Source organism: Massilia sp. IC2-476 (assembly GCF_020707295.1).
In the GTDB taxonomy this organism is placed as follows: Bacteria; Pseudomonadota; Gammaproteobacteria; order Burkholderiales; family Burkholderiaceae_D; genus Telluria.
The window spans coordinates 333,000-359,597 of sequence record NZ_JAJFER010000006.1 but is presented as its reverse complement, the minus strand read 5'-3'; the positions used below and the strand labels follow the sequence as shown (position 1 = coordinate 359,597).

The window sequence follows — 26,598 nt, the reverse complement described above, 5'->3', positions numbered from 1 at the left end:
TATCTTAGCATCAGAAGATCAGGACGAACTCAGCTGCTGCAATTGCAGAAGCGCTTGCGGGCGCCGGCCTGGGCCTCGCAGCTGGCGTCGAGCTGCTTCCACAACAGATCGCATTCGAGGCCGAAGCAGGCCTTGTCCTTGCCGGCATTCACATAACCCTGGCGCTCGAAGAAGGCGCTGGCGCTGGCCGGGCTGTGCAGGTGGAGCTTGCGGATGTCCCAGGCGCGCGCCTGTTCCTCGGCGGCGGACAGCAGCGCACGGCCGACGCCGCTGCGCAGCGCCTCCGGCGCCACGTAGCACAGTGCCAGCTTGCCGGCCTGGGTCAGCAGGCACAGGCCAAGCAGTTCTCCATCGCGTTCGGCGACCAGGGCGTGGTTGCTAGGAATGGAAAACCAGGTGCTGACGTTGGCCGCGGTCTTGTTGCCGAGCCAGGCCTCGAGCACGCCCGGACGATCTTCGTGGTCGGCCTTGCAGCCGACTTCGATCGAGCGGCGCAGCAGCGCGCAGGCAGCGGACGCATCACCGGGTACCGCCTTGCGAATGTCAAAACGCGTGGACATCAAACATCACTATGCAGAATAAAAACGAACAGGACCCGCGCCGGCGGCGCAATGGCTGGGCACGACTATACACCGAAAGGCCTGTTGCCTGCTGCCGACGTCTGCATGCGTCCGGCAGCGTGCTGTCCCGCTCGGCGGTACTAAGCATATGACAAAACTGTTGTTCCGTAATTGGGCCATCCGATGGATGATGCATCCTGTCCACAAGATTTGAAAAGCGAGAACAAACATGACCCTGACTTCCCCGCTTCGCCGTCTATTGATCGCCCTGGCGCTGGGCGCCGCGCTGCCGCTCACCGCCAGCGCCGCCGAGACCGAGCTGCTGAACGTGTCGTACGACGTCGCGCGCGAGCTGTACAAGGACATCAACCCGGCCTTCATTGCCGCCTACAAGCAGCAGACCGGCCAAACGGTCTCCATCAAGCAGTCGCACGGCGGCTCGAGCAAGCAGGCGCGCGCCGTGGCCGACGGCCTGGAAGCCTCGGTCGTCACCATGAACCAGGCCAATGACATCGACATGCTGGCTGACCGCGGTCTGGTGGCAAAGGACTGGGCCAAGAAGTTCCCGAACAATGCGGCGCCCTACTACTCGACCATGGTCTACCTGGTGCGCAAGGGCAACCCCAAGGGAATCAAGGACTGGGACGACCTGGCGCGCCCGGGCGTGCAGGTGATCATCCCGAACCCGAAGACCGCCGGCAACGGCCGCTATACCTACCTGGCGGCCTGGGGCGCGGCCCTGAAGAAGAAAGGCGGCAATGACGCCCAGGCGCGCGAGCTGGTGGGCCGCATCTTCAAGAACGTGCCGATCCTGGACGCGGGCGGCCGCGCCGCCACCACCACCTTCACCCAGCGCCAGATCGGCGACGTGCTGGTGACCTTCGAGAACGAAGTGAGCATGGTGCGCGCCGAGTTCGGCGACAACTTCGAGGTGGTCTACCCGTCGGTCTCGATCCTGGCCGAATCGCCTGTCGCCGTGGTCGACAAGGTGGTCGACCGCCGCAATCAGCGCAAGGAAGCGACCGCCTACCTGAACTTCCTGTACTCGCCGGCCGGCCAGGAAATCGGCGCCAAGCACTTCATGCGGGTGCGCTCGGACGCCGTGATGAAGAAGTACGCGGCTAACTACCGGCCGATCCAGCTGTTCACGGTGGATGAGCTGTTCGGAGGCTGGCGCAAGGCACAGGAGCGCCACTTCAACGATGGCGGTGAATTCGATAAGATTTACCAGCCGAAATAAGCCCCTGGCCAACAAGCCCTGCCCCGCGCAGGGCTTTGTTTTTCAGGATAGAATTCCGGGCCGATTCTGGCCTAGCTCATGGACGCTCTGGCAATCCTGACGCTAAACTGCAATAAATTCCGGTTCACAAGGTCATTTTTGCTTGTGTGCCATAGACATGCATCATGCTTGATGCTATCTTCCAACACCTGTAGTTGCCCTACAGCTAGATTGTGAAATCTGACTGTTGACCGCGCACCCCGCGCTTTTCGCTCAACGCAAGCCTATTCCTGAACCCGACAATGCTCAAAAAATTGTTTGCCACCGTATTGATGTCGTTTTCGGCTGCCGCATTCGCGGTGCCGTTCGGCTCGCAATCGGTGCTCGTGGTAGAAGATGACACCGGCAAGATTTTGCTGGAAAAGAATGCAGACCGCGTCGTCCCGATCGCGTCGCTGACCAAGCTGATGACGGCCATGGTCGTGCTGGACGCCCACCAGGACATGGACGAGCTGATCGAAATCGACCGCAGCGACGTCGACACCTTCAAGAACAGCAGCTCGCGGGTGCCGGTCGGCGCCCTGATTTCGCGCCGCGACGTGATGCAGCTGGCCCTGATGTCCTCGGACAACCGCGCCGCCCATGCGCTGGCCCGTACCTATCCGGGCGGCACCGAAGGCTTCAAGGCCGCAGTCAAGCGCAAAATCGCCGCCCTCGGCATGACCCAGACCGTGATCGAAGAGCCGACCGGCCTGTCGCCGCGCAACCGCTCGAACGCCGGCGACCTCGTCAAGATGGCCGCCGCCGCTGCGCGCTATCCCGACATCACCGCCGCTACCACCGAGTCGAAGGACCTAATCAACATCAACGGACGCCAGGTCGAGTACCGCAACACCAACCGCCTGGTGGGCGCCAAGGGCTGGGACATCGGCCTGTCGAAGACCGGCTATATTTCCGAAGCCGGCCGCTGCCTGATCATGAACATCAAGGCAGGCGGGAAGAACGCGACCATGGTGCTGCTGAACGCCAGCGCCTCCTCGGCACGCATCCTGGACGCACTCAACGTGCGCCGCTTCATCACCGGCGAAGAAGCGCCGGTGGTCGCGCGCGCTTCGAGCCGCGCCCCGCGCTTCAAGGCTTCCTCCAGCCGCGCCCGCATCAAGGCCAGCGCCGGCACCGGCAAGCTCAAGGCGGTCAAGAAGCGCGGCAAGGTGAAGGTGGTGCCGAAGCGCCGCAAGAAGTAATCCACCTGCCGCATACAGCAAAAAGGGCCGCAAGGCCCTTTTGTCATTTTCCGCTTCCAGGCGCCGGCGGCGCCACCGTATCCCACAGGGCACTGCTCAGCTCGGCCACCAGGTCGTCGGTATAGGCGGCCGGCGGCGACTGCATCGCGACCACGCGCCAGGCCTTGCCATCCACTTCCACGATGCGCAGTTGGACCCGCTCCGGACCCTTGCGATGCAGGCCGCGGCCGACCCAGGAGCGCCGGCCGCGGAACTCGGCAAAATAGCTTTCGGCCAGCTCGAAACGGTCCGCCAGCCGGTCTTCCAGCGCCTGGGCGTTCTGGCGCAGGGCCCTGCCCGCGCCCGCCTCGTAGGCAAACAGCACCACCGCATGGCCGCTGTGCTGGGTGAACAGGTATTGCGGCGCGCCGTCCGCGCCCTGGCGTGCCTCGGCTTTCCACTGGGGTGCGAGCATCGTGCTGCGCCCGGTGGCCGGGTTGGTCCAGGCCATCGGCGGGGCGGCCAGCATGGCGGTGGCTTCGCGGCTGTCCTGGCGGTCCACCGTATCGAGGATCACGATGGTGCTGAACAGGCCGGCAAAGGCCAGGCCGAACACGCCCTTCGCCAGCCAGCCGCGGGGGCTGGCGCTCACCAGGAAATCCTTTCCGTCATAGCTTGCCTGCACGCCCTTGCGCAAGCGCAGGCCCTGGCGCGCCATGGTGAGCAGGCTGACGGCCGGCAGGCCGAGTCCCAGGCCGGCGCGCCAGACCGCCATATTGCGGCGAAGCAGCTCACGGAAACCGGGGGTGCTCCCATCGGTGGTGATGACGCGCAAGCCCAGCAGCGCCTTGCCCGGGGTATTACCCGCCACGGCCAGCACGGCCGCGTCCAGCACCAGGCCGCCGGGCATGCAGGCGAGGCCGAACAGCTTCCAGCCCAACGGGGTCTCCAGCCAGTGCAGGAAGCTTGGGGACACCCTGCTCGCCAGGTAGCCGATCGCCAGGGCCACCAGTGCGGTTTGCCACCAGAGGTCGAAGCTGCGCGCGAACCAGCGCGCCCAGGCGCCGGCCAGCGGAAAGGCCGGGAGCACATCCTCGTCGTCGGGCAGGCAAGGCAATTGCGCTGCGCTGCGCGGCGCGGGACAGAACACGAGCATCTGCTGGTCGATTGGCTGCATGCTTGCGCCAGGCGTTCACGCCGAAATGTCGGGAATCATGACTACACACGAAAAGTGCAGCCGGGTCTTTGTTCTTGATCGCAGGTAAGACAGCATTTGAACGGCCGAGTTCGATCGCCATGGCGCGCGCAAACACCGCCCTTGGCCTCGATCAAGCCCGGGACCTTGCGCGACGCGGCCGAACGGGTATCAGCGCGCGCTGGGCGCGATCATGCCGCGCAGGCCGCTGGTGCGGTGGGTACGCTGGGCAATGGCTTCCGCCAAGACGGCGCCGGGGGGCGAAACCAGGGTGAACTGCTCGCTGGCGCGGGTGATGCCGGTGTAGACCAGCTCGCGGGTGAGGACGGCGCCGCGCTCGCGCGGCAGCGCCAGCACCGTGTGCCGGAACTCCGAGCCCTGCGACTTGTGGACCGTCATCGCGAACGCCGTTTCGACGTTGCGCAGGCGGGTGGCAAGCACGCTACGCACGGTGTCGCCCTCCAGGAAATACACCCGCAGCGCGCCAGCCCTAGCCGGGTCCGGCAGGGTGAGGCCGATGTCGCCGTTGTAGACGCCGGTACCGTAGTCATTGCGGGTGACCATCACTGGCCGTCCCACATACCATTCGCCATTCGGGCGCAGCAGCCCGGCCTGGGCTAGTCGGCTCGCTACTGCATCGTTCAGGCCGGTCACGCCCCACTCGCCGTCGCGTACCGCGCACAGGATGCGGAAGGATTCGAAGCGTTGCAAGACCTGGCGCACCCATTCTTCATGATTCGTGTTCAATCCGGCCGTGGGAGCCGTATTCAACACGTCGAGGTAAGAACCGTAGCCGGACTGGGCCAGCTGCAACACGTGCTGCTGCTGGGCGTTCTCCATCCAGCGCACCCCGTTCTTTTCCGCATTGCCGGCGCGCAGCAGGCTTTCGGCGCGCACGGCGTCGCCGGCATTCACGGCCAGGGCCAGCTGGCCGATCGGGCCGCCGAAGCGGCGGCTGTGGCGCAGCATCACGGTCTGCTGGGCCAGCGCGCCGGCCTTGCCCAGGAATTCGCTGGGGAGTTCTTCGCCGCTGGCGGCCAGAACGTAGTCCAGCGTGGCGTCGGTGTAGCCGCCGGCCTGGGCGTTGTAACACAGGTCGCCCAGCACGGCGCCCGCCTCCACCGAAGCCAGCTGGTCCTTGTCGCCCAGCAGGATCAGGGTCGCGCCAGGGGGCAGCGCGTCCAGCAGCGAGGCCATCATCTCGAGGTGGACCATCGAAGCTTCGTCCACGATCAGGACGTCGACGTCGAGCGGATTGCCGCGGTGGTGGGCAAAGGCGCGGGTGTCGGGACGGGCACCCAGCAGGCTGTGCAGGGTACGGGCGGCGCCCATGCGCGCGGTCAGTTCGCGCAGCAGCAGTTGCGAGCCCACCTTGTCGTCCAGTTCGCCCAGGGCCTTGTCGATCGACTGTTTCAGGCGCGCAGCCGCCTTGCCGGTGGGTGCGGCCAGGGCGATGCGCTGGCTGGCCGCTTCCGGCGCGGTGGCGAACAGCAGCGCCAAGAGGCGCGCCACGGTATAGGTCTTGCCGGTGCCGGGGCCGCCGGTAATGATCGCCACCGAGCCGCGCAGGGCGATGGCGCAGGCCAGCTTCTGCCAGTCCGGGCCCTCGCTCGCGCGCTGGGTCGAGAACAGCACGTCGAGCCAGCCGCGCACGTCGCGCACGTCGACCTCGCGTACTTTGGTCGCGCGCTCGCGCACGGCCTGGGCCACCAGCGTCTCGTCGCGCCAGTAGCGGCGCAGGTAGAGGCGGTCGCCATCGAGCACCAGCGGCTGGTCGTAATCGAAGGCGCCGACTTCCCATACCTGGCCACAGGCGGCCAGCTGCTGGGCCCAGCCCTGGGCCGTTTTCGGCAGCGGGCCGGCGGCGCGCGCGAGCAGCTTCCACCCCTCGTCCTCCCATCCCAGCAAAGCGGCCGGGCCAGCCGCCAGGTCGTCCAGCAGCAGGCAGCTGTGGCCCTGCCCTTCCAGTTCGGACAGCACGCTTGACGCCAGCACCAGCGAGGGCGGCGCAGCGCCCAGCGACGCGATGAAGCGGGCGAAGGCGCAGGACAGGCGGCGCAGCTCGCCCGTTTCGCTCAGGCGCGTCAGCTCGCTCCACAGCAGGTCGATGTCGGCTTCGTGTTTCGCCATGTCAGTCTCCCAGCAGGCCTTCGAGGCCGTCCAGCAGTTCCAGGTCGGGACCCAGCACGCAGCAGCCGCGCGTGTCGGCATTGGCGATCCCGCGCAGGAACAGGAACACGGCCCCGCCCAGCTGCCGGCGCGGTTCGTAGGCATCGCCAAGGCGGCTCCTGAGCAGGCGGTGCAGCGCCAGCAGGTAGATGGTGGCCTGGATGTCATAGCGGTGCTCGAGCATGCCCAGTTCCATCGCGGCCTGGGTATAGGCGGCGTCGCCCGGTCCGAGCGCATTGGTCTTGTAGTCCAGCACCCAGTAGCGGCCATCGTGCTCGAACACGAGGTCGGCGAAGCCCTTGAGCATCCCGTGCAGCACCCGCTCGGGCAGCACTGGTCGCTCCAGGCCCTTGACGATGCGGCTGCGGCACAGGCGGTCCAGTTCCACGACGTCGAGGCGCTCGCTGGGGAACCAGAATTCGAGTTCGGGCACTGGGTCGCGCAGATCGCTCAAGGCTGCGCCCAGGGGCGGCAGCGGCGTCGTGGCCACCGCATGCAGCCAGGCCAGGGCGTCGTCCAGGCGGTGGCCCCAGCCGGCGCGCTCGATGCGCTGACCCAGGCGCAGCATGAACTCCGGCTCGTCGGCGCGGCCGAAGCCCTCGCCCGCCATCCATTCGAGCTGCTCGTGCATGAAGTTGCCGGGCACCGAACCGCGCGGGAAGCGGTGCCAGGGCGCGTCCTCGATGCGCGGCGGGGTCACGACCTGCGGATCTTCCTCGAGCAGGGTCTGTTCCTGGGCGCGCATCGGCGCCGGCACGGGCGGCGCGCTTACCGCCACCGCATGGCGCACCAGCGAGGTGAAGGAACCGATCGACCAGTTGCGTTCAAAACTGGCCTCGAAGCGCGGCGTCGCGAGCAGGACCGGGCGCTCGTCTTCGCGCGCCAAGAGCGTGCGGCCTTCCGCTTCGCTCAGGTCGTGCAGCACGATGCCGTCGGCGTCGCCGCGCAGCTGTTCCAGCCGATCGCGCAGCAGCTCGGCCGCGATCTTCTCGCCGCCGCCCAGCAGGTAGCCGAGGGCCGACTCGTGCAGCCGATTCTCGTTCTTGCTGCGGCCACTGACCGGCGCCGCGCCCAGCCACAGGTAGTGGCGCGCGCGCGTCAGGGCCACGTAGAGCAGGCGCAGGTCTTCTTCCAGGCGCGCGCGGTCGACCGCTTCCAAGGCCTCTTCGCCCAGCGCCAGGTCGAGGTGGCGCGCGCCGTCCGGGCCGACGAACTCGAAGAAGGCGCGGTTGCGGCGGTCGGTCCGGCGCGCGGTGACCGCGAACGGCAGGTAGACCAGCGGGTATTCCAGGCCTTTCGATTTGTGGACGGTGACCACCTTCACCAGCTCGGCGTCGCTTTCCAGGCGCAGCACGCGCTCGTCCCCGCCCTCGCCCAGGCCTTCGAGCTGTTCGGCCAGCCAGCGGATCAGGGCCTGCTCGCCCTCCAGCTGGGTGCTGGCTTCCTGCAGCAGTTCGGCCAGGTGCAGCAGGTTGGTCAGGCGCCGCTCGCCGCCGGGCTGCCGCAGCAAGCGCGCCGGCAGGCCCAGTTCGTGCACGAAACGGCGCAGCATGGCCAGCACGCCCTGGCGCTGCCAGGCGCCGTGCAGGGCTTTGAGTTGCTCGACGCGCGCCTCCCAAGCCACCTCGTCGGACGACAGCCTGGCCAGCTCGCCCAGCGGCAGCCCGGCGGTGCGGGTAGCAAATGCAGCGCGCGCCAAGGTACCGTCGAGCGGATTGGCGACCGCGTACAGCCAGCGCAGCACGTCGGCCGCTTCCTCGCTCTCGACCACCGAATCCTTGTCGGACAGGTAGACGCTGGCCACCTTGCGCTCGACCAGGGCGCGGCGCACGGCGGCGGCTTCGCGACGGTCGCGCACCAGGATCGCGATATCGGCCGGCATCAGGCGGCGGAAGCGTTCGCCGTCCGAGAAGCCGACCCGTTCGTCGGCCAGCAGGCCCACGATGTGCTCGGCGCAGTGGTGGGCAAAGAAGTCGCGGTAGGCTTCCTGGCTCATGGGGCCGGCGCAGCACACCGACATCGCGTGCTGCGGGCCGTCGGCGCCGACCAGGCGCTCGCGGTGGCCCTTGGCGGCAACTGGCTCGAATGGCAGCGGATTATCCTCGCCGCGGCGGAAGCGGAAGGCGCCCGCCGGGTAGCCCGCATGCCCGGCGTGGCCCTCGGCGTGGCGGAACAGCTGGTTCACCGCTTGCACCAGGGGCGCGGTCGAGCGGTAATTCACGCCCAGCTGGTAGTGGCGGCCCGCGGTGGCGCGGCGCGCCGCCAGGTAGCTGTGGATGTCGGCGCCGCGGAAGCCATAGATCGACTGCTTGGGATCGCCGATCAGGAACAGGCCCTGCTCCGGGTCGCTGTCGGCCACCCGGTACAGCAGGTCGAAGATGCGGTACTGGTCGGGCGAGGTGTCCTGGAATTCATCGACCATCGCCACCGGGAACTGCTGCACGATGCGTGCGCGCAGCGCCGGGCCGTTCGGTCCTTCCAGCGCATCCTTCAGGCGTTCCAGCATGTCGGCGAAGCCGAACTGGCGGTTGCGCGCCTTCAGCTCGCGCATGCGCGCCGCGATGTGGCTGGCCGCATGGCGCAGCAGCGCGTGCGCCAGCGGCTGCAGGCGGTCCAATGCATCCTTGAGCGGCGCGGTAAAGCCGAAGCAGGCCGGCACCTCGGCCACGAAATCCTTGCTGAAGGCGTCCACGATGCCGTCCGGGCACAGGCGTTTCCACGCCGTGTCGTTCAGCTCGGGCAGCACGCGCAGCGGATCCGCGGCCCAGGCGCGCAGGGCCTCGAACCACTTGACCAGGGAATCGGCGCGCATCTTGTTGCCGTTGAAGCACTTCGCGTTGCGCTCGCGCTGGGCGGCGATCCAGGCTTCCATCTCGTCGGCGCGCGCGGCCCAGCCGTCCTTCAGGCCGGCCAGCTCGGCCCGCAATGCGGCCTGCACGCGCGCCACCACCACGCCCAGCGGCTCGGGAGCGCATTCGCCCAGCAGGTGGGTGCGCGTGACCAGTTCGCGCACGCCGCCTTTTAATGCCTCGACATCCTTCCAGCACTCGCGCACCGCCACCAGGGCATTGGCGCCCAGCGGGTAGATGTGCTGGCGCCAGTAATCGTGGGCCGCATCTTCGAACAGGGCGCGCTCGTCGCTTACCAGCTCTTCGTCGAACAGGCTGCCGGAATCAAAGGCGTGCTCGCGCAGCATGCGCTGGCACCAGGCGTCGATGGTGAAGATCGCCGCCTCGTCCATCGTTTCCGCCGCCAGCACCAGGCGGTGCGCCGCCACGCTGCGCTCGGCTTCGCCCGGATAGGCTTCGAGCAGCGCTTCCAGGTAGGGGTCGTTGGGTTCCAGCTGGCCGCGGAAGAAGGCGGCCGCCTCGACCAGGCGCTCGCGCACCCGGTTGGCCAGCTCGCGCGTGGCGGCGCGGGTAAAAGTCATCACCAGGATTTCGCTCGGCAGCAGCGGACGCGCAAAGGCGGCCTCCATGCCGTGGCCCAGCACGAGGCGCAGGTAGAGCGCGGCGATGGTCCAGGTCTTGCCGGTGCCGGCCGAGGCCTCGATCAGACGCGTACCGTGCAGCGGAAAGTCGAGCGGTTCGAGGAGCTGGCTCATTCGCTCTCCTCCACCGGGGCGCCGGCCAGGGGCGCCACGTGCACCGCGCTTTCCAGCCATTCGGCCAGCGGTCCATACAGGTCGCGCGCCACGTGCGGCCAGTCGCCGGCAGCGACCAGGCTGGCGAAGTCGGGCCACAGGCGCGCCAGGCACAGCTCGTCGACCTCGCCCGAGAGTTCGTAGCCGCCGTCGTAGACGCTGCGCGCATCGCCCTCTTGCAGCAGCGCCAGCGCGGTCTTGCAGGCCACGCCCAGCGGGCGGTCGAGGTTGGTGCGCCACAGGGTGGCCAGGTCGTGCAGCGTGGCCGCCGCTTCGAGCGGACTCAAGGCGTCCATGGTCAGGATGGCGTCGCGCGCCACCAGGTGGCCGGCCACCGGGCTGCCTGCCGCGCTGGCCGCCAGCTGGCGCAGCCAGGCGCCGATCAGTTTGTCGCCACGCGGGCGCCCTTCCCGGTCCAGTACCTTGGACGAGACCTGCATCAGCCAGGCGGTTTCCTCGCCATCGGTGCGCAGGCGGTCGATCCAGTCGTCCAGGGTCAAGCCTTCAGCCAATCCCAAATTCACCGCACGCTTGGGCGCCGGGTCCGGGAAGCGCGCGCCCAGTTCCAGCCAGGCGGTGCGCACCGGCACCAGGCCGTCGACCAGCTCCTGCTGCCAGTGGCGGCCCAGCAGGCCGATCGGCAGCACGCCCTCGCGCGCCAGCCGTTCGGCGCGCGCATTCAAGGTCGCGCGCACTTCGTGCGGCGCTTCGGCGGGTCCGCTGTCGTCCAGCAGATGGTCTTCGATGAAGTAGCGCTCCAGCGCATCGAGCGAAAACGGCTCTTCGTCCTCGCCCACCACGGCGGCGTCGGCGAACACCACGCCCAGGCGGCGCCGGAAGAAGTAGCGCGCCGGCTGGCGCAGGAAGGCAGCCAGCTCGCCCAGCTTGAGCACGAAGCCCGGTTCCAGTTCGTACGGCGGCAGCGCATCCACGGCCGCTTCTGCATCGTCGGCGCCATGGGCCGAGCGCCATTCGCCTGCATAGGTGAGCAGGCCGCCGCGCTCGAAGTAGCGCCGGCTGAAGGGCTGCAGCGCGTGTTCGACCGTGCGCTCCGACAGGTCGAGGTTCCAGCCGTTCTTCAGGTAGTCGCGCAGCTGCGCCACCAGCACGGAAGCCGGCTGCTCGCTGTTGTCGCGCACGTTGCGTCCGACCCAGCTGACGTACAGCTTGTCGCGCGCCGACAGCAGCGCTTCCAGCATCAGGTAGCGGTCGTCGTCGCGGCGCGAGCGGTCGCCCGGGCGCGCCATGCCGGGCAGCGCCAGCAGGTCGAAGTCGGCCTGCTGGGTGCGGCGCGGGAAGTCGCCGTCGTTCATGCCCATCAGGCACACCACGCGGAACGGCACGGCGCGCATCGGCATCAGGGTGCAGAAGGTCACGCCGCCCGAGACGAACTGGTGGTTCAGGGTCGGCTGGTCGAGCTGGCCGAGCCAGGATTCGCGCATCACCGCCAGCGGCACCGGCTCGCTGAACTCGGCCGCGTCGACGGTCTCGAGCCAGCACTGCAGCGCTTCGTTCAGCTGGGCCAGGGTCAGGCGGTCGGCTTCCCCGCCCGGCTTGAAGAAGGCCCCCAGGAGAGCGCGCGCCGCCTCGCCCCACTCGGCGGGAGTGCGTGCCTGCGCCAGCGCCGCGCGGTAGTGCAGCAGGCTGTCGATGAACTGGGCCAGCGAGCCGGCCAGCGCGGCGTCCAGCCCGCCCACCTCGGCATAGGGTTCGATGTCGCCGAAGCTGGCGCCGGCGCCGCTGGCGTAGCCGAGCAGCATGCGGCGCACGCCGAAGATCCAGGCATTCTGCTCGCCCACCGAGGCCAGGCCCAGGCCGGCGCGGTGCTCGCGGTCCAAGCCCCAGCGCACGCCGGAGCCCTCGATCCAGCGGCCCAGGATGGGCAGGTCCTCGGGCGCCAGGCCGAAGCGTCCGGCCACCGCGGGGACGTCGAGCAGGTCGCGCACTTCGCTCTGGCGGCAGCGCTGCTGCGGCAGGCGCAGCAGCCATTCGAGGGCCACCAGCAGCGGGTTCACGCTGCGGTCGCGCACGTCGCCGATTTCGAAGGGGATGTGGCGCGGGTCGTTGCGGCGGTGCTGGTCGAACACGGCGTGGATCGCCGCCGAGAACACGTCGATGTCCGGCACCATCACCACCACGTCGCGCGGGCGCAGGCTCGGGTCCTGGGCGAACCAGGACAGCAGCTGGTCGTGCAGTACCTCGACTTCGCGCTGGACGCTGTGGGTGATGTGGAATTCGATCGAGCGGTCCTCGCGCGGCGGGGCTACACCTGGATGCTCGTCCGGCGGCAGCAGGTCGCGCACCGCGGCCTGCACCTGCTGCAGCAGGGTCTCGCCAATGCTGTCGTCGAACAGGTCGACCCGCATGTTCTCGTAACGCGTACCTTCGCCCTGGTCGAATTCGTCGAGCATGCGCACGAAGTCGCGTCCCTGGCGGCCCCAGCTCGCGAGCAGCGGATGGGCGTGCATGTGCAGTTCCTCGACCGGCACGCTGGCCAGTTCCAGGCCGCCGCGCGGCTGCTGGCGGCGGCGCGCCGCCTTCAGCAGTTCGCGTCCCTCGATGATGTCGCCCCAGTAGAAGCGGCAGGGATTCGGCACCGCGAACAGCACCTGGGTGTGGCGCGACAGCGCGGCGATCGCCTGCAGGGTCTGGTAAGGCAGGGTCGACATGCCGAACAGGATCACCCGGCGCGGCAGCCGCGAGGCGGGCTCGCGGCCGGATTCAACCGCGGCCAGGAATTGTTCGTGGATGCTGGCGCGGCCGGTCACGCGCTGCTCCGCGGGCAGGCTGGCGTGGATCTCGCGCCACAGGCAGGCCTGCCATGTCAGGTCGGGGGCCAGGGGCACCGGATCGCCCACGGCGCGGCGCAGCTGGTCGCGTCCCGCTTCCCAGTCGGCCAGCCAGTCCGACCGGTAGACCTGGTACTGGTCGTACAGGTCGGCCAGGCGCTCGGCCAGCTGCAGGCGGCGCTCCGGGCAGCCGTCGCCCAGGAACTGCTTCAGCGGGGCGTAGCTGGCCTCTTCCACCAGACCTGGGAGCAGGCGCATCAGGCGCCAGGTGAGCGGGTCCTTGTCGAAGGGCGCGCGGGTCGGCACGCGTTCGCGTCCCAGCATGCCGCGGTAGGCTTCCCACAGGAAGCGCGCCGGCAGCGCCACGCGGGTGGCGGCACACACGCCCATTTCCTGGGCCAGGGCGATCTTGAGCCACTCGGCCACCCCGTTCGACTGCACCAGGATGATCTCCTGCTCGAGCGGTCCCAGCGGGTGCCGGCGCAGCCAGTCGAACATGGCGCTGCGCAGCAATTCCATCTGATTGCCGTGCAAAATCAACAAGCCTGGGGTGATCGGGGAGGACATCGGGACGGTTGGGTTGCTCAAGGGGCAAAGGATACCCGTTTTGACCGCGCCGCGAAAGGCTTGGCACCTGTCATTGACTCTTCAGCAACCCTCGAAAAAGACCCTCATGGCCGGTCGTGGACACGGGTCCCGAGACGCGTCGTGACCTCACGCTCGATGCGCCCCAGCTGGGCGCGCAGGCGCGCCGCCAGCGCCCGCGCCTGGGCAGGACGCGCGGCCTGGCTCTCGAGCTCTTCGCACAGCGCGGCAAAGCCCATTGCGCCGACGGTACGGGCCGAGGATTTGATCCGGTGCGCCACCGCCGCCACCCCGGCCATGTCGCCGGCCAGGAGCAGCGCGTCGAGCTGGTCGAGGGCGTTGCGCGCCGTCGACACGAACAGGTAGGCATATTTACGCATGCGCTCCCCGTCGTCGCCGAAGCTGGCTCCCAGCGCGCCGAAGTCGAGCGCCCCGCTGCCCGGCGCGGGCGCCGCCACCAGGTCCGGCGCGGGCGCCGTGCTGCGCCCCAGGCAGCGCGCGATGGTCGCGCCAAGCAGCTCGGGCACTACCGGCTTGGTCAGGAATTCGTCCATGCCGGCCTGCAGGCAGCGCGCGCGGTCCTCGACCCCGGCATTGGCGGTCATCGCGATCACCAGGGTGCCCGCCAGGCGCGGATCGCTGCGGATGCGGCGGGTCGCCTCGAGCCCGTCCATGACCGGCATCTGCACGTCCATCAGGACGCAGTCGAAACGCTCGCGCGCCATTGCCTCCAGCGCTTCGACGCCGTTGCCGGCGACGCTCACGACGGCGCCGGCCTGGGCCAGGAGTTCGCGCGCGACCTGCTGGTTGAAGGGATTGTCCTCGACCAGCAGCACGGCGCAGCCATCCAGGCGCATGGCGCCGTCCGCGTGCTGGGCCGGCGCGGCGCCCAGGCCGGCCGCGACGCCGTCCTCGAGCCCCAGGCGCGCGGTGAACCAGAAGGTGCTGCCGCGTCCCGGGCTGCTCTCGACCCCGACCGCGCCGTGCATCAGTTCGGCAAGCTGCTTGCTGATCACCAGGCCCAGGCCGGTGCCGCCGTGGCGCCGGGTAGCCGAGGGGTCGGCCTGGTGGAAGGGCGTGAACAGGCTGTCCAGCTTGTCAGGCTCGATGCCGATGCCGCAGTCCTGCACCTCGAAGCGCACCAGCAGTTCCGGGCCGAAGGCATGCTCGAGGCGGGCGCGCAGGCCAATGCGGCCGTGCTCGGAGAACTTGACGGCGTTGCCGGCGAAGTTCAGCAGCACCTGCTCCAGCCGCAGCGGGTCGCCGCGCAGGGGCCGCATCAGCTCGGGCGCGATCTCGAGGTCGAAGCTGAGACCCTTGGCGCCTGCCGCCTGCCCCAGCTGCTGCTCGACGTTGCGCATCACGGCGTCCAGCATGAAGCTGCGGGTGGCCAGTTCCAGCTTGCCGGCCTCGATCTTGGAAAAGTCGAGGATGTCATTGATGATGCCCAGCAGGTGCTGGCCCGAATGGAAGATCTTGTCCAGGTAGCCGCGCAGCTGCGGGGCGGGATGCGCCTGCAGCGCCAGGTGGGTCATGCCGATGATGCTGTTCATCGGGGTGCGGATCTCGTGGCTCATGTTTGACAGGAAGTCGCTCTTGGCCCGGTTGGCGGCGTCGGCGCGCGCCTTCAGCTCGTGCAGGACGGTGACGTCGGTCGAGATGCACAGCACGGCCGGCATCTCGCCTTCCGGGTGCAGCGGCACGCGCACGCTCCACATCTGGCGCACGCTGCCGTCGCGCAGGGGCAGCTCGGCCTGGCAGGCATAGCGCTCCCCGCTTTCCAGCACGGCGCGGTCGCGCTGCCAGGTGCCGTCGGCCAGCGGGCCGGAGACCACGTCGAGATCGCGCTGGCCGACGATGTTCTCCGCCGGCCGTCCGATCAGCGCAGCGGTCTTGGCGTTCACGTAGCGGAAGCGGCGCGCGCCGTCCTTCAGGTAGACGTAGGCGTCCAGGTTGTCGAGCACCGAGTCGAGCAGCAGGCGCTGGTCGAGCGCGGCGCGGCGCGAGCGCATCAGGTTGAAGATCAGCGCGAAGCCCAGCAGGCTGACGCCGAAGCCGGAGGCGAAGGCCAGCAGCGGCAGGTAGCGGTCCGATCCCACCGCCATGGCGGCGCGGTCGGCCGAGAAATGGGCCTTCCAGCGGGTGCCGACGTAGTCGATCGGCAGCAGGGTCGTGAAGCGCCCGCCCGCTGCCTGGGCCTCGCGGCCGTCCACGCGCAGCTCGCGGCCGACCAGCAGCCGGTCGTCGGCCTCGAGTTGCAGCGCTGCGCCGCCTGGACCGGCGGGCCCGTTCTCGCTGTACAGGCTGAGCGCCACCGGCTGGCGCGCCTGGGGTCCGAGGGCGCGCCGCACCAGTTCGTCGACCGAGAACGCGATCCCGATGCTGCCCATGTAGCGCAGGCGCCGCTCTTCCACGGTGGCCGGCACGCCGCCGCCCAGGTAGAGCGGCAGGCGCATGCCCAGCGCCGTGTGCGGCGTCGGGTGCTGCAGCCGCACCGGATTGCCGGAGGCGCTCATCGCACCGAGGTCGCGCGCACGCGCCAGCACCCCGGCGATGAACGGCTGGGCGGCGATGTCGAAGCCGATCCGGTCGTTGGCCTGCGCCTCCGGCTCGACCCAGGTGATCACGGCATACGAGGGACGCCGGCCGGCCGGCCAGATGTCGAAGTGTGGATTGCCGGCAGGGTTCACGCTGCGGTCCGCGCGCACGGCGGCGATGAAGGCTTCCCGCTGGGCGTCCGGGACATGGGCGACGTAGTTGACCGCTTCGATCGCGGGGAACTGCCCCTGCAGGTCGAGCGCCTGCACATAGCGGTGCAGGCGCAGCCGCGTCAGGGGCCCCTCCCCGGCCGCATGCAATGCCGACATCCCGCGCACCACGCGGGCATACGAGGCGATGGCGCTGGAGATCCGCTCCTGCGCCAGACTCGACACCGTCTCGAAGCGGCGGCGCGCGTCGTACTCGACCGCGCTGGAGGCGACCCGGTAGCACAGCGCGCCGACTGCGAGCGCGAGCGCAAGCCCGGCCACCCAGGGGGCGGCGCTCGCACTCTGGGTGGCCGGGCCTGCCCCGTCCAAGGCGGCCTGCGCCGCTTCGGCTACCGCATCTCTTGATTTGCTGCCGGTCGATAAAGAATCCATTCTGCTCCACACGTGCGGTTCCGACCGCTCGATGTTGCTAGTATAGGCAATCCGCAGGCCAAGCTGCTCATCCATATTCGCTCAAACCCCCATGACACCATCCGCTCCCCAGGAAACAAGGCCTTCCCTCGATGATCCCTATCTCTGGCTGGAAGAAGTCGACGGCGAGCGCGCCCGCGCCTGGGTCGAGGACAGGAAGCGCGCCGCCGAAGCCGAACTGGAGGCGCAGGACGGCTACCCGGCCCTTGCGGCGCGCCTGCGCGCCATCCTCGATTCCACCGACCGCATCCCGTATGGCCGCTGCCATGGCGGCCTGCTGTACAACTTCTGGCGCGACGCCGGCCATCCGCGCGGACTGTGGCGCCGCACCACGCTGGACGAGTACCGCAAGGAGGCACCTAGCTGGGACATCCTGATCGACCTCGACCTGCTCGCGCGCGACGAAGGCGAAAACTGGGTCTGGGGCGGCGTGACCTGGCTCGAACCCGGGGGCGAGCGCTGCCTGGTGTCGCTCTCGCACGGCGGCGGCGACGCCCATGTCGTGCGCGAATTCGACGTGGCCGCGCGCGCTTTCGTGCATGGGGGATTCACCCTGCCCGAAGCCAAGAGCGACGTGGCCTGGATCGACCACGACACCCTGTTCGTCGGCACCGACTTCGGCCCCGGCTCGCTGACGGAATCCGGCTACCCGCGCATCGTCAAGGCATGGCGCCGCGGCACGCCGCTGAGCGAAGCCGCCACGGTATTCGAGGCCGGGTTCGACGACCTGTCGGTCTCCGCCTGGCGCGACGCCACGCCAGGATTCGAACGCGAGTTCGTGCAGCGCCAGATCGGCTTCTACAGCAGCGAGCTGTTCCTGCGACGGGATGGCGTGTTGATCAAGGTGCCGAAACCGGAGGACGCCAACGCGTTCGCGGTGCGCGACCAGCTCGTGATCGAACTGAGGTCAAGCTGGGAGATTGGCGGGCGCAGCTACCCGCAGGGCGCCCTGCTGGCGGCCGGCTTCGACGCGCACCTGGAAGGCACAGCGCAGTTCGAGCCCCTGTTCCTGCCTTCTCCCACCACCTCGCTCGACGGGCTGACGGTGACCCGGGACGCCCTGCTGCTCACCATCCTCGACAAGGTCAAGAACCGCCTGGTGGAACTGCGCCGCAGCGGGGAAAAATGGCAGGCGCGCGACGTCGACCTGCCCGCCATCGGCTCCCTCGAATCCTGGGCCTTCGACCGGGTCGACTCGAACCGCTATTTCCTGACCACCACCGGTTTCACGGAGCCATCCACCCTGTACCTGATCGAAGCAGGAAAAGATATGCGCGAGCCGCTCAAGGCCATGCCCGCCTTCTTCGACGCGGAAGGGCTGCAGGTCCACCAGTTCGAGGCGACATCGAAGGACGGCACCCGCGTGCCCTATTTCGCCGTGATGCGCCGCGACACCCGGCTCGATGGCGACAACCCGACGGTGCTGTACGGCTACGGGGGCTTCGAGGTGTCGCTCAAGCCCTCCTACGGCGCCCTCAGCGGCGCCGCCTGGCTCGAGGGCGGCGGCGTCTACGTGGTGGCCAACATCCGCGGCGGCGGCGAGTTCGGCCCGGGCTGGCACCAGGCCGCGCTCAAGGAACATCGCCAGCGCGCCTTCGACGACTTCATCGCGGTGGCCGAAGATCTCATCGAGCGCGGCATCAGCAGCCCGCGCCGGCTCGGCATCATGGGCGGCAGCAATGGCGGCCTGCTGGTCGGCGCCGTGCTCACCCAGCGCCCCGAGCTGTTCAACGCGGTGGTGTGCCAGGTGCCGCTGCTGGACATGCGCCGCTACCACCAGCTGCTGGCGGGCGCTTCCTGGATGGGCGAATACGGCGACCCGGACGATCCCGCCGAATGGGCGTGGATCGGCCGCTACTCGCCCTACCACCAGGTCCGCGCCGGCCAGCGCTACCCGCGCGTGCTGTTCACCACGTCGACCCGCGACGACCGGGTCCATCCGGGCCATGCGCGCAAGATGGCGGCGCGCATGCTGGACCAGGGCCATCCCGTGCTGTACTGGGAGAACCTTGACGGCGGCCACGCCGGCGCCGCCGACAATGCCCAGACAGCGCGCATGTGGGCGCTGACCTGGACATTCCTTCAACGCCAGTTGCGCGATCAGGCTCAAGAAGCCATGCGCTGGGCGAACAGCGCTTCATAAGTGGCCCGCACGTCGATGTAGATGGCCACCGCGGTCTCGATGCCAATCTTCTGCGGCTCGCCCAGGCGGGTGCTGACCACGCCGGCGCGCCGGGTCAGGCGTTCCAGCGCGGTGGTGGTCACGGTCACGAAGTGGGTCAGGCCGTTCTCCATGCCGAAACGGACCGCGGCCTCGAAACACTGCATGGTCATTTCCGAGAAACCGTAGTGGCTTTCCTTGCCGGTCTCGAGGGCAAAGCGCGACAGCTCCCAGATATGCGGGTCACTCGGCGCCTCCCGGCCTTCCAGCAGCTGCGGGAAGGAATCCTTGAGCATGTACGGACCTTCGGTCGGCAGCAGGCGCCAGCAACCGAGCAGCGGACCGCCAGGTGCCCGCATCACCATATACGCCGGATCGAGGGCATCGTAGCCGTCGATCTCCATGCCCGACAAGACGGGCACTTCCCAGCCCAGGCGCCCGCTGAACACCTTGGCGCGCAGGGTATGCATTTCCCACAGGTCTTTGGATTTGAATTCACGACGTGCTGCGATCTTGATCTGCATGTTCATTTTCGGCCCCTTGTGTGTGGTGGTTCAAAGCTATGCTGCTGGCATATAAGGTTCATGCAATATGGGCAAGCCGGGAACTAGCAGCTCTGCTAGGTTTCCATGCGCGCCACCGGTGGAATACTTGCAGACTGCATAACCACCGATGAAAGGGAGCAGACATGGCAAACGAATTGATGTGCGAAGCACTGGCCGCGGAACTGGAAGCGCAGCAGGCGGCGCAGGTGGACGGCGGCAGGCGTAACAAGCCGCACGAGTTGCGGCGCCTGCGTATCGCCAAGCGGGAAAGTCAGGAGAAGTTCTGGAGCCGCTTCGGGGTGACCCAGTCGAGCGGCAGCCGGTTCGAGACGGGACTGGAACTGCCGCCCCCGGTCGCGATCCTGTTGCGTCTATACGTCAACGGCAGGGTCAGCGATGGTGATCTTCAGGTGTGAGCAGGCCGAGGGCGATCGCCTTGACGACTGCCTGCTGGCGCGTGTTCACGCCGAATTTCTGGCGCACGTTGGCAAGGTGAAAGTTGACGGTCGCCTCGGAGCAGTTGGTGATCCGGGCGACCTCCCATGAGGACTTCCCGAGCATGACCCACTGCAGGACCTCGAGCTCGCGCCTGGTCAGGCGCGGCAGCTCGGGCTCGACCCTGGCGTCGCGGAAGCGTTCGGACGAAGCAAAAGCATAGTCCCGGATCAGGGACAGTGACGGCAGGGTCTCGAGCAGCTGGCGCTCGAAAGACGCGTCAGGCCGCAAGTCCGACGCGAAACTCACCATCCCCAGTTCGCCCTGTGGGCCGTGGATCGGCAGCGTCACGCCGCTGCGCAGGCCGTGGGCGCTGGCCTCTTCATACAGGGCCCCGGCGCCGTCGCTGCCGAAGGCCGATGGCGCCCAGACCAGAGGCAAGGTATGCGACATGCAGTGCATGATCGTCGGATCGACGTAAGCGAAGCCGTTGGCATCGTAATGATTGCGCCACTCCGCCGAATAATTGCTGCGTGTAAAAGCGTTTTCGAAACGCACATGGCGCGAAGCGATGACGCTGAACATCACCTGATCGAAGCCCAGCGCGTGCGCCAGCTTGAACAAGCGCTCTGTCCACGCGCGTTCGTCTCCGGCTTCCAACAGTTCGAGCAATAATGCAGTGTCAATCATGGGACAGAGTCGGTTGACCGTACTCCCTTATGCTAAATGACTTCGCGTTGTAAATACTCAAGAATGTTGCAGACGAGCTCATCTGCCACACATAAGATGGAGACGCTGTAGTGACAATACAACAATACTGCGCAATCGTGCGCGGCGTTCAACGAATTTACGTTACCCTCCGCCAGTTACCGACCCAAAGTTTTCTAAACTGCAAGATTTCTTAAGCTCAGCACAACATTCGCCAACCGCGATGCTTGACTTGAATCTATACAAGAGTATCTTCTCTGCATTTCACAGTTCACAGTCGCCGTCCGGCGCCTGCGGCACTCACTTTCTTTACCCACACGCGAAACAAGGATTTAGTCGATGAACAACATGACCGACATGGGCGAACAGTTGGACGTCAAACTCTTGCTGACGACCCTGATGGCGCTGAAAAAAGGCGACTTCTCGGCGCGGCTGCCCTCGGACTGGACTGGGGTATCCGGCAAGATCGCCGACACCCTCAATGACATCATCGAAACCAAGCAGAAGATGGTCGAAACGGTCACCGACGTGTCGCGCGTGGTGGGCCGCGAAGGCCACCTGACGCAGCGCGCCGACCTGCCCGGCGTGGTCGGCGGCTGGGCCACCATCATCAGCTCGGTCAACACCCTGATCGACGACCTGGTGCGCCCGACCACCGAGATGGCGCGCGTCATCGGCGCGGTGGCGAAGGGCGACCTGTCCCAGACCATGGCGCTGGAAGTCGACGGCCACCCGCTGAAGGGCCAGTACCTGCGCGCGGCGATGACCGCGAACACCATGGTGGAACAGCTGTCCTCCTTCTCCTCCGAAGTGACGCGCGTGGCGCGCGAGGTGGGTACCGAAGGCAAGCTGGGCGGCCAGGCGCAGGTGAAGGGCGTGGCGGGTACCTGGAAGGACTTGACCGACTCGGTGAACTCGATGGCGGGTAACCTGACCTCGCAGGTGCGTAACATCGCGGAGGTGACTACCGCGGTGGCGAACGGCGACTTGTCGAAGAAGATTACCGTGGACGTGCGCGGCGAGATCCTGCAGCTGAAGGACACCATCAACGTCATGGTGGACCAGCTGCGCTCCTTCGCATCCGAGGTGACCCGTGTGGCGCGCGAGGTGGGTACCGAAGGCAAGCTGGGCGGCCAGGCCTACGTGCCGGGCGTCGGCGGTACCTGGAAGGACTTGACCGACAACGTGAACTTCATGGCGTCGAACCTGACGGGCCAGGTGCGTAACATCGCGGCGGTGACGACCGCGGTGGCGAACGGCGACTTGTCCAAGAAGATTACGGTGGACGTGAAGGGCGAGATTCTCGAACTGAAGAACACCATTAACGTCATGGTGGACCAGTTGTCCTCGTTCGCATCCGAGGTGACCCGCGTGGCGCGTGAGGTGGGTACCGAGGGCAAGCTGGGCGGCCAGGCGCAGGTGAAGGGCGTCGGCGGTACCTGGAAGGACTTGACCGACTCGGTGAACTCGATGGCGGGTAACCTGACCGGCCAGGTGCGTAACATCGCGGACGTGACCACCGCCGTGGCGAACGGCGACTTGTCCAAGAAGATTACGGTGGACGTGAAGGGCGAGATTCTCGAACTGAAGAACACCATCAACGTGATGGTCGACCAGCTGAACTCCTTCGCATCCGAGGTGACCCGCGTGGCGCGTGAAGTGGGTACCGAGGGCCGCCTGGGCGGCCAGGCGAACGTGCCTGGCGTCGCGGGTACCTGGAAGGACTTGACCGACAACGTGAACTTCATGGCGGGTAACCTGACCGGCCAGGTGCGTAACATCGCGGAGGTGACCACCGCGGTGGCGAACGGCGACCTGTCCAAGAAGATTACCGTGGACGTGAAGGGCGAGATTCTCGAACTGAAGAACACCATTAACGTCATGGTGGACCAGTTGTCCTCGTTCGCATCCGAGGTGACCCGCGTGGCGCGTGAGGTGGGTACCGAAGGTAAGCTGGGCGGCCAGGCCTACGTGCCGGGCGTCGGCGGTACCTGGAAAGACCTTACCGACAACGTGAACTTCATGGCGTCGAACCTGACGGGCCAGGTGCGTAACATCGCGGCGGTGACGACCGCGGTGGCGCGCGGTGACTTGTCCAAGAAGATTACCGTGGACGTGAAGGGCGAGATTCTCGAACTGAAAGACACCATCAACGTCATGGTGGACCAGTTGTCCTCGTTCGCATCCGAGGTGACCCGTGTGGCGCGTGAGGTGGGTACCGAAGGTAAGCTGGGCGGCCAGGCAAACGTGTCCGGTGTGGCGGGTACCTGGAAAGACTTGACGGAAAACGTCAACCAGCTGGCGGCAAACCTGACCAACCAGATGCGCGCGATCGGTGAGGTGGCGACCGCGGTGACCCGTGGTGACCTCTCGCGTAGCATCCAGGTGGAAGCGCGCGGCGAGGTGTCCTACCTGAAGGACAACATCAACGAGATGATCCGTAACCTGAAGGAGACCACGCAGAAGAACGCGCAGCAGGACTGGCTGAAGACCAACCTGGCGCGCTTCACCCGACTGCTGCAGGGCCAGCGCGACCTCCAGGCCGTGACCAAGCTGATTCTGTCGGAACTGGCGCCGCTGGTCTCGGCCCACCACGGCGTGTTCTACATGATGGACTCGCAGGAGACCGATGCACGCCTGCGCATGATCGCCTCCTACGGCTACCGTTCCAGCCGCAAGCTGCCGACCTCCTTCCTGCCGGGCGAAGGCCTGGTAGGCCAGTGCGCGCTCGAGAAGACCCGGATCTGGCTGACCGACGTGCCGCGCGACTACATCGTGGTCTCGTCCGGCCTGGGTTCGGCGCCGCCGAACAACATCGTGGTGCTGCCGATCCTGTTCGAACAGCAGGTCAAGGCGGTCATCGAGATCGCCTCGCTCGACCGCTTCACCGAAACCCACCTGTCCTTCCTCGACCAGCTGATGGAATCGATCGGTGTGGTGTTGAACACGATCGAAGCGAACAGCCGTACCGAATCGCTGCTGACCCAGTCGCAGTCGCTGGCGCAGGAACTGCAGCAGACCAACCAGGAGCTGGCGGAGAAAGCGCGCCTGCTGTCCGAGCAGAACATCGAGGTGGAACGCAAGAACCGCGAGGTGGAACAGGCCAAGCTGGCGCTGGAAGAAAAGGCGACCCAGCTGGCCCTGTCCTCCAAGTACAAGTCCGAGTTCCTGGCGAATATGTCGCACGAACTGCGTACGCCATTGAACTCGCTCCTGATCCTGGCGCAGCAGCTGTCGGATAACCCGGAGGGCAACCTGTCTTCCCGCCAGGTGGAATTCGCAAAGACCATCCACGGCTCCGGTTCCGACCTGCTGACCCTGATTAACGACATTCTGGACCTGTCGAAGATCGAGTCCGGTACCGTCACGCTGGACGTGTCGGAATACCGCTTCTCGAACCTGCGCAACTACGTGGACCGCACCTTCCGCCACATGGCCGAAGCCAAGCACCTCGGCTTCGAGGTCGACCTGGCGGACAACCTGCCGACCGCGGTGATGACCGATACCACGCGCCTGCAGCAGGTCTTGAAGAACCTGCTGTCGAACGCGTTCAAGTTCACCAGCCACGGCACCGTCTCGATGAGCATCAGCCTCGTGAACAGCGGCTGGACCCACGACCACCCGAACCTGGTGCACGCCGACGCCGTGCTGGCCTTCTCGGTGCGCGACACCGGTGTCGGCATCCCGGCCGACAAGCTGCAGCTGATCTTCGAGGCATTCCAGCAGGCCGACGGCTCCACCGCTCGTAAATACGGCGGTACCGGCCTGGGCCTGTCGATCTCGCGCGAACTGGCGCGCCTGCTAGGCGGCGAGATCCGCGTCGAGTCCACGGTCAACGTCGGCTCGACCTTCACGCTTTACCTGCCGTACAACCGCGCCGGTTTCGTCAACTACGAGCAGACCCGCCAGCCGCAGCCGGCACGCCTGGCCCCGCCGCCGGCAAGCACTGCCACCACCGTGTCCTACCAGCCGGTGGTGCAGGCAAGCGTCGACGTGGCGACGGTCGAACTGGGCGACACCAGCTCGGTGGTCGAATACTCGTCGGTGCTGGACGACCGCGGCCTGGTAACCCCGGGCGATCCGTCGGTGCTGATCGTGGAAGACGACGAGCGCTTCGCCAAGGTCCTGCTCGACTTCGCCCGCGAGAAGAACTTCAAGGCCATCGTCACCCAGCGCGGCGATTCGGCCCTGTCGCTGGCGCGCGACTACCTGCCGTCCGCGATCCTGCTCGACATCGACCTGCCGGACATCGATGGCTTCACGGTGCTCGACCGCCTCAAGCGCGACCCGAACACCCGCCACATCCCGGTGCACGTGATGTCCTCGCTGCGCGAGCGCGAGCGCGCGCTGCGCCAGGGTGCGATCTCGTACATCAACAAGCCGGTGGGCCGCGAAGCCCTGCAGGAAGAGTTCAAGCGCATCCAGAAGTTCCTGATGGGCGGCAAGCGCTCGCTGCTGGTGGTGGAAGACGACATGGCCCAGCGCGAGTCGATCGTGAACCTGATCGGCAACGCCGACATCCACATGGTGACCGTCGATACCGGCGCCGCCGCGATGGAAGCGCTGGAAAGCTCGCACTTCGACTGCATGGTGCTGGACCTGACCCTGCCTGACATCTCGGGCTTCGACCTGCTGGACCGCATCGGCGGCAACGAGCGCCTGCGCGACCTGCCGGTGGTGATCTACACCGCCAAGGAACTCTCGCGCAAGGAAGTCACCAAGCTCAAGCGCTATGCGAAAACCATCGTCATGAAGGACGCCCGCTCGCCGGAGCGCCTGCTGGACGAGACCGCGCTGTTCCTGCACCGTTCGCAGGCCAGCCTGCCGGAGAACCAGCGCCGCATGCTGGAAGAGATCCACGCGGCCGACGGCGGCCTGGCCGGCCGCAAGGTCCTGATCGTCGACGACGACCTGCGCAACATCTTCGCGCTGTCCACGCTGCTGGAGCGCCAGCAGATGCAGGTGCTGTTCGCCGAGAACGGCCGTGACGGCATCGAAGTGCTGGAGAAGGATCCGACCATCGAGATCGTCCTGATGGACATCATGATGCCGGAGATGGACGGCTACGACACGATGCGGGCGATCCGCCGCATTCCGAAGTTCCGTTCGCTGCCGATCATCACCCTGACCGCGAAAGCGATGAAGGGTGACCGCGACAAGTGCATCGCCGCTGGCGCCTCGGACTACATCACCAAGCCGGTCGATGTGGCCCAGCTGCTGTCGATGATGCGCGTCTGGTTGCACTGATGGGCGAGCTGAGCGCCTGGAGCGGGTTTGCCGCCGCCCAGGCGACCGAGGAACTCGAGATCGAGCTGCTGCTGGAAGCCGTGTACCAGCGCTTCGGTTTCGATTTCCGTGGCTACGCCCGGCCGCGCCTGCGCGAGCGCCTGCTGGCACTATTGCAGGCGCGCGGGCTGGCGACCATCTCCAGCCTGCAGGAGCGGGTGCTGCACGAAGCGGGCGCCGCCCAGGACGTGCTGCGGGTATTGGCGGTGCCGCAGGCGCCGCTGTTCGACCTGCCCGAGGACACGCGCCGCCTGCGCGCCGCCCTTGGCGACAGCCTGCGTCCGACCGCCCTGCCCAAGGTCTGGCTGGCCGAGCCGGCCGGCGTGGCCGAGGCCTGGACGCTGGCAATCCTGCTGGCCGAGGAAAAGCTGTACGGACGCACGGAGGTGTTCGCCACCGTTGCCAGCGACGAGCTGCTGTTCGAGGTGCGCAACGCTACGTTGCCGGTGGCGCAGCTGACGCAGTCGCAGCCGCAGTACGAGGCCAGCGGCGGCAACGGCCGCCTGGCCGACTACTTCGAGGTCTCGAACGGCGAAGCGCGCCTGTTGCCGCGCCTGCGCGAGCGCATCACCTGGGCGCAGTACAGCCTGGTGACGGACGCCTCGTTCCAGGAGTTCCACGGCATCGTCTGCCGCCGCGCCCTGCCCGACTTCGGACCGGTGCTGCGCCAGCGCGTGCTGCGCCTGTTCCGCGACAGCCTGTCGCTGTTCGGGGTGCTGGGACTGGACCGCGAGCTGGCGCCGGCGGATGCGGGGATGGCGGATTACGTGCCCTTGTTCGACGACGGCGGGTGGTACAAGCGGGTGCGGTAACTATCTCCTTGTTGAACGCGTGGGCAGGAAACCTGCCCACCCTACATCATCCCGGCCGTACGTAGGGTGGGCGGGTCTCCCGCCCACGC

The 26,598-nt window shown here is 67.3% G+C and carries 14 protein-coding genes; 6 read left to right on the top strand and 8 right to left on the bottom strand.

Going from position 1 to position 26,598, the window contains the following annotated elements:
• Positions 1-29 precede the first annotated feature (29 nt).
• Positions 30-560: a GNAT family N-acetyltransferase gene (locus tag LK539_RS17715; protein ID WP_227802371.1), complete on the bottom strand. Its 531-nt coding sequence runs from the start codon at positions 558-560 to the stop codon at positions 30-32.
• 229 nt (positions 561-789) lie between these two features.
• Between LK539_RS17715 and LK539_RS17710 the strand changes: the two genes are divergently transcribed.
• Positions 790-1,800: a sulfate ABC transporter substrate-binding protein gene (locus LK539_RS17710; protein WP_227802370.1), complete on the top strand. Its 1,011-nt coding sequence runs from the start codon at positions 790-792 to the stop codon at positions 1,798-1,800.
• Between the two features lie 281 nt (positions 1,801-2,081).
• Positions 2,082-3,023, top strand: a complete 942-nt coding sequence (locus LK539_RS17705) for a serine hydrolase (protein WP_227802369.1) — start codon at positions 2,082-2,084, stop codon at positions 3,021-3,023.
• Positions 3,024-3,066: 43 nt separating this feature from the next.
• Here the strand turns inward: LK539_RS17705 and LK539_RS17700 are convergent, their stop codons facing one another.
• The 5 genes from LK539_RS17700 to LK539_RS17680 form a co-directional block, all read right to left on the bottom strand.
• Positions 3,067-4,179, bottom strand: a complete 1,113-nt coding sequence (locus tag LK539_RS17700; protein WP_227802368.1) for an RDD family protein — start codon at positions 4,177-4,179, stop codon at positions 3,067-3,069.
• Positions 4,180-4,368: 189 nt separating this feature from the next.
• Positions 4,369-6,327 carry an exodeoxyribonuclease V subunit alpha gene (gene recD / locus LK539_RS17695; protein ID WP_227802367.1) on the bottom strand — a complete coding sequence of 653 codons (1,959 nt, stop codon included), beginning with the start codon at positions 6,325-6,327 and terminating at the stop codon, positions 4,369-4,371.
• Position 6,328: 1 nt separating this feature from the next.
• Positions 6,329-9,970, bottom strand: coding sequence for an exodeoxyribonuclease V subunit beta (gene recB / locus LK539_RS17690; RefSeq protein WP_227802366.1), 3,642 nt, complete (start codon positions 9,968-9,970; stop codon positions 6,329-6,331).
• Positions 9,967-13,365 (bottom strand): exodeoxyribonuclease V subunit gamma, encoded by a 3,399-nt coding sequence (gene recC / locus LK539_RS17685; RefSeq protein WP_227802415.1) that lies wholly within the window; start codon positions 13,363-13,365, stop codon positions 9,967-9,969. Before recC ends, recB begins: the two co-directional genes overlap by 4 nt.
• A gap of 104 nt (positions 13,366-13,469) precedes the next feature.
• Positions 13,470-16,523: a CHASE domain-containing protein gene (locus tag LK539_RS17680; protein WP_227802365.1), complete on the bottom strand. Its 3,054-nt coding sequence runs from the start codon at positions 16,521-16,523 to the stop codon at positions 13,470-13,472.
• 91 nt (positions 16,524-16,614) lie between these two features.
• Between LK539_RS17680 and LK539_RS17675 the strand changes: the two genes are divergently transcribed.
• Positions 16,615-18,705, top strand: coding sequence for a prolyl oligopeptidase family protein (locus tag LK539_RS17675; RefSeq protein ID WP_227802364.1), 2,091 nt, complete (start codon positions 16,615-16,617; stop codon positions 18,703-18,705).
• On the opposite strand, the gene LK539_RS17670 is transcribed toward LK539_RS17675, so the two are convergent.
• Entirely contained in the window at positions 18,669-19,253 is a 585-nt protein-coding gene (locus LK539_RS17670) for an acyl-homoserine-lactone synthase (RefSeq protein WP_307729115.1), read from the bottom strand. The genes LK539_RS17675 and LK539_RS17670 overlap by 37 nt on opposite strands.
• Before the next feature lie 158 nt (positions 19,254-19,411).
• Between LK539_RS17670 and LK539_RS17665 the strand changes: the two genes are divergently transcribed.
• Positions 19,412-19,684: a DNA-binding transcriptional regulator gene (locus tag LK539_RS17665; RefSeq protein WP_227802363.1), complete on the top strand. Its 273-nt coding sequence runs from the start codon at positions 19,412-19,414 to the stop codon at positions 19,682-19,684.
• On the opposite strand, the gene LK539_RS17660 is transcribed toward LK539_RS17665, so the two are convergent.
• Complete coding sequence (locus LK539_RS17660) at positions 19,659-20,393, bottom strand: LuxR family transcriptional regulator (RefSeq protein ID WP_227802362.1); 735 nt, start codon at positions 20,391-20,393, stop codon at positions 19,659-19,661. The two genes, LK539_RS17665 and LK539_RS17660, sit on opposite strands and share 26 nt — an antisense overlap.
• A 357-nt stretch (positions 20,394-20,750) precedes the next feature.
• On the opposite strand from LK539_RS17660, the gene LK539_RS17655 reads away from it, so the two are divergent.
• Together LK539_RS17655 and LK539_RS17650 are read left to right on the top strand one after the other, a co-directional pair.
• Positions 20,751-25,658, top strand: coding sequence for a response regulator (locus LK539_RS17655; RefSeq protein WP_227802361.1), 4,908 nt, complete (start codon positions 20,751-20,753; stop codon positions 25,656-25,658).
• The gene (locus tag LK539_RS17650; RefSeq protein ID WP_227802360.1) at positions 25,658-26,509 is read left to right on the top strand and encodes a CheR family methyltransferase; all 852 of its coding nucleotides are present in this window, start codon (positions 25,658-25,660) and stop codon (positions 26,507-26,509) included. The genes LK539_RS17655 and LK539_RS17650 overlap by 1 nt, the downstream gene beginning before the upstream one ends.
• Positions 26,510-26,598: the final 89 nt, after the last annotated feature.

What these genes read in the sequence shown, in the direction of transcription:
- LK539_RS17715 (WP_227802371.1), bottom strand. Translation starts at nt 560, where the DNA reads ATGTCCACGCGTTTTGACATTCGCAAGGCGGTACCCGGTGATGCGTCC.
- LK539_RS17710 (WP_227802370.1), top strand. Translation starts at nt 790, where the DNA reads ATGACCCTGACTTCCCCGCTTCGCCGTCTATTGATCGCCCTGGCGCTG.
- LK539_RS17705 (WP_227802369.1), top strand. Translation starts at nt 2,082, where the DNA reads ATGCTCAAAAAATTGTTTGCCACCGTATTGATGTCGTTTTCGGCTGCC.
- LK539_RS17700 (WP_227802368.1), bottom strand. Translation starts at nt 4,179, where the DNA reads ATGCAGCCAATCGACCAGCAGATGCTCGTGTTCTGTCCCGCGCCGCGC.
- recD (WP_227802367.1), bottom strand. Translation starts at nt 6,327, where the DNA reads ATGGCGAAACACGAAGCCGACATCGACCTGCTGTGGAGCGAGCTGACG.
- recB (WP_227802366.1), bottom strand. Translation starts at nt 9,970, where the DNA reads ATGAGCCAGCTCCTCGAACCGCTCGACTTTCCGCTGCACGGTACGCGT.
- recC (WP_227802415.1), bottom strand. Translation starts at nt 13,365, where the DNA reads ATGTCCTCCCCGATCACCCCAGGCTTGTTGATTTTGCACGGCAATCAG.
- LK539_RS17680 (WP_227802365.1), bottom strand. Translation starts at nt 16,523, where the DNA reads ATGGATTCTTTATCGACCGGCAGCAAATCAAGAGATGCGGTAGCCGAA.
- LK539_RS17675 (WP_227802364.1), top strand. Translation starts at nt 16,615, where the DNA reads ATGACACCATCCGCTCCCCAGGAAACAAGGCCTTCCCTCGATGATCCC.
- LK539_RS17670 (WP_307729115.1), bottom strand. Translation starts at nt 19,253, where the DNA reads ATGAACATGCAGATCAAGATCGCAGCACGTCGTGAATTCAAATCCAAA.
- LK539_RS17665 (WP_227802363.1), top strand. Translation starts at nt 19,412, where the DNA reads ATGGCAAACGAATTGATGTGCGAAGCACTGGCCGCGGAACTGGAAGCG.
- LK539_RS17660 (WP_227802362.1), bottom strand. Translation starts at nt 20,393, where the DNA reads ATGATTGACACTGCATTATTGCTCGAACTGTTGGAAGCCGGAGACGAA.
- LK539_RS17655 (WP_227802361.1), top strand. Translation starts at nt 20,751, where the DNA reads ATGAACAACATGACCGACATGGGCGAACAGTTGGACGTCAAACTCTTG.
- LK539_RS17650 (WP_227802360.1), top strand. Translation starts at nt 25,658, where the DNA reads ATGGGCGAGCTGAGCGCCTGGAGCGGGTTTGCCGCCGCCCAGGCGACC.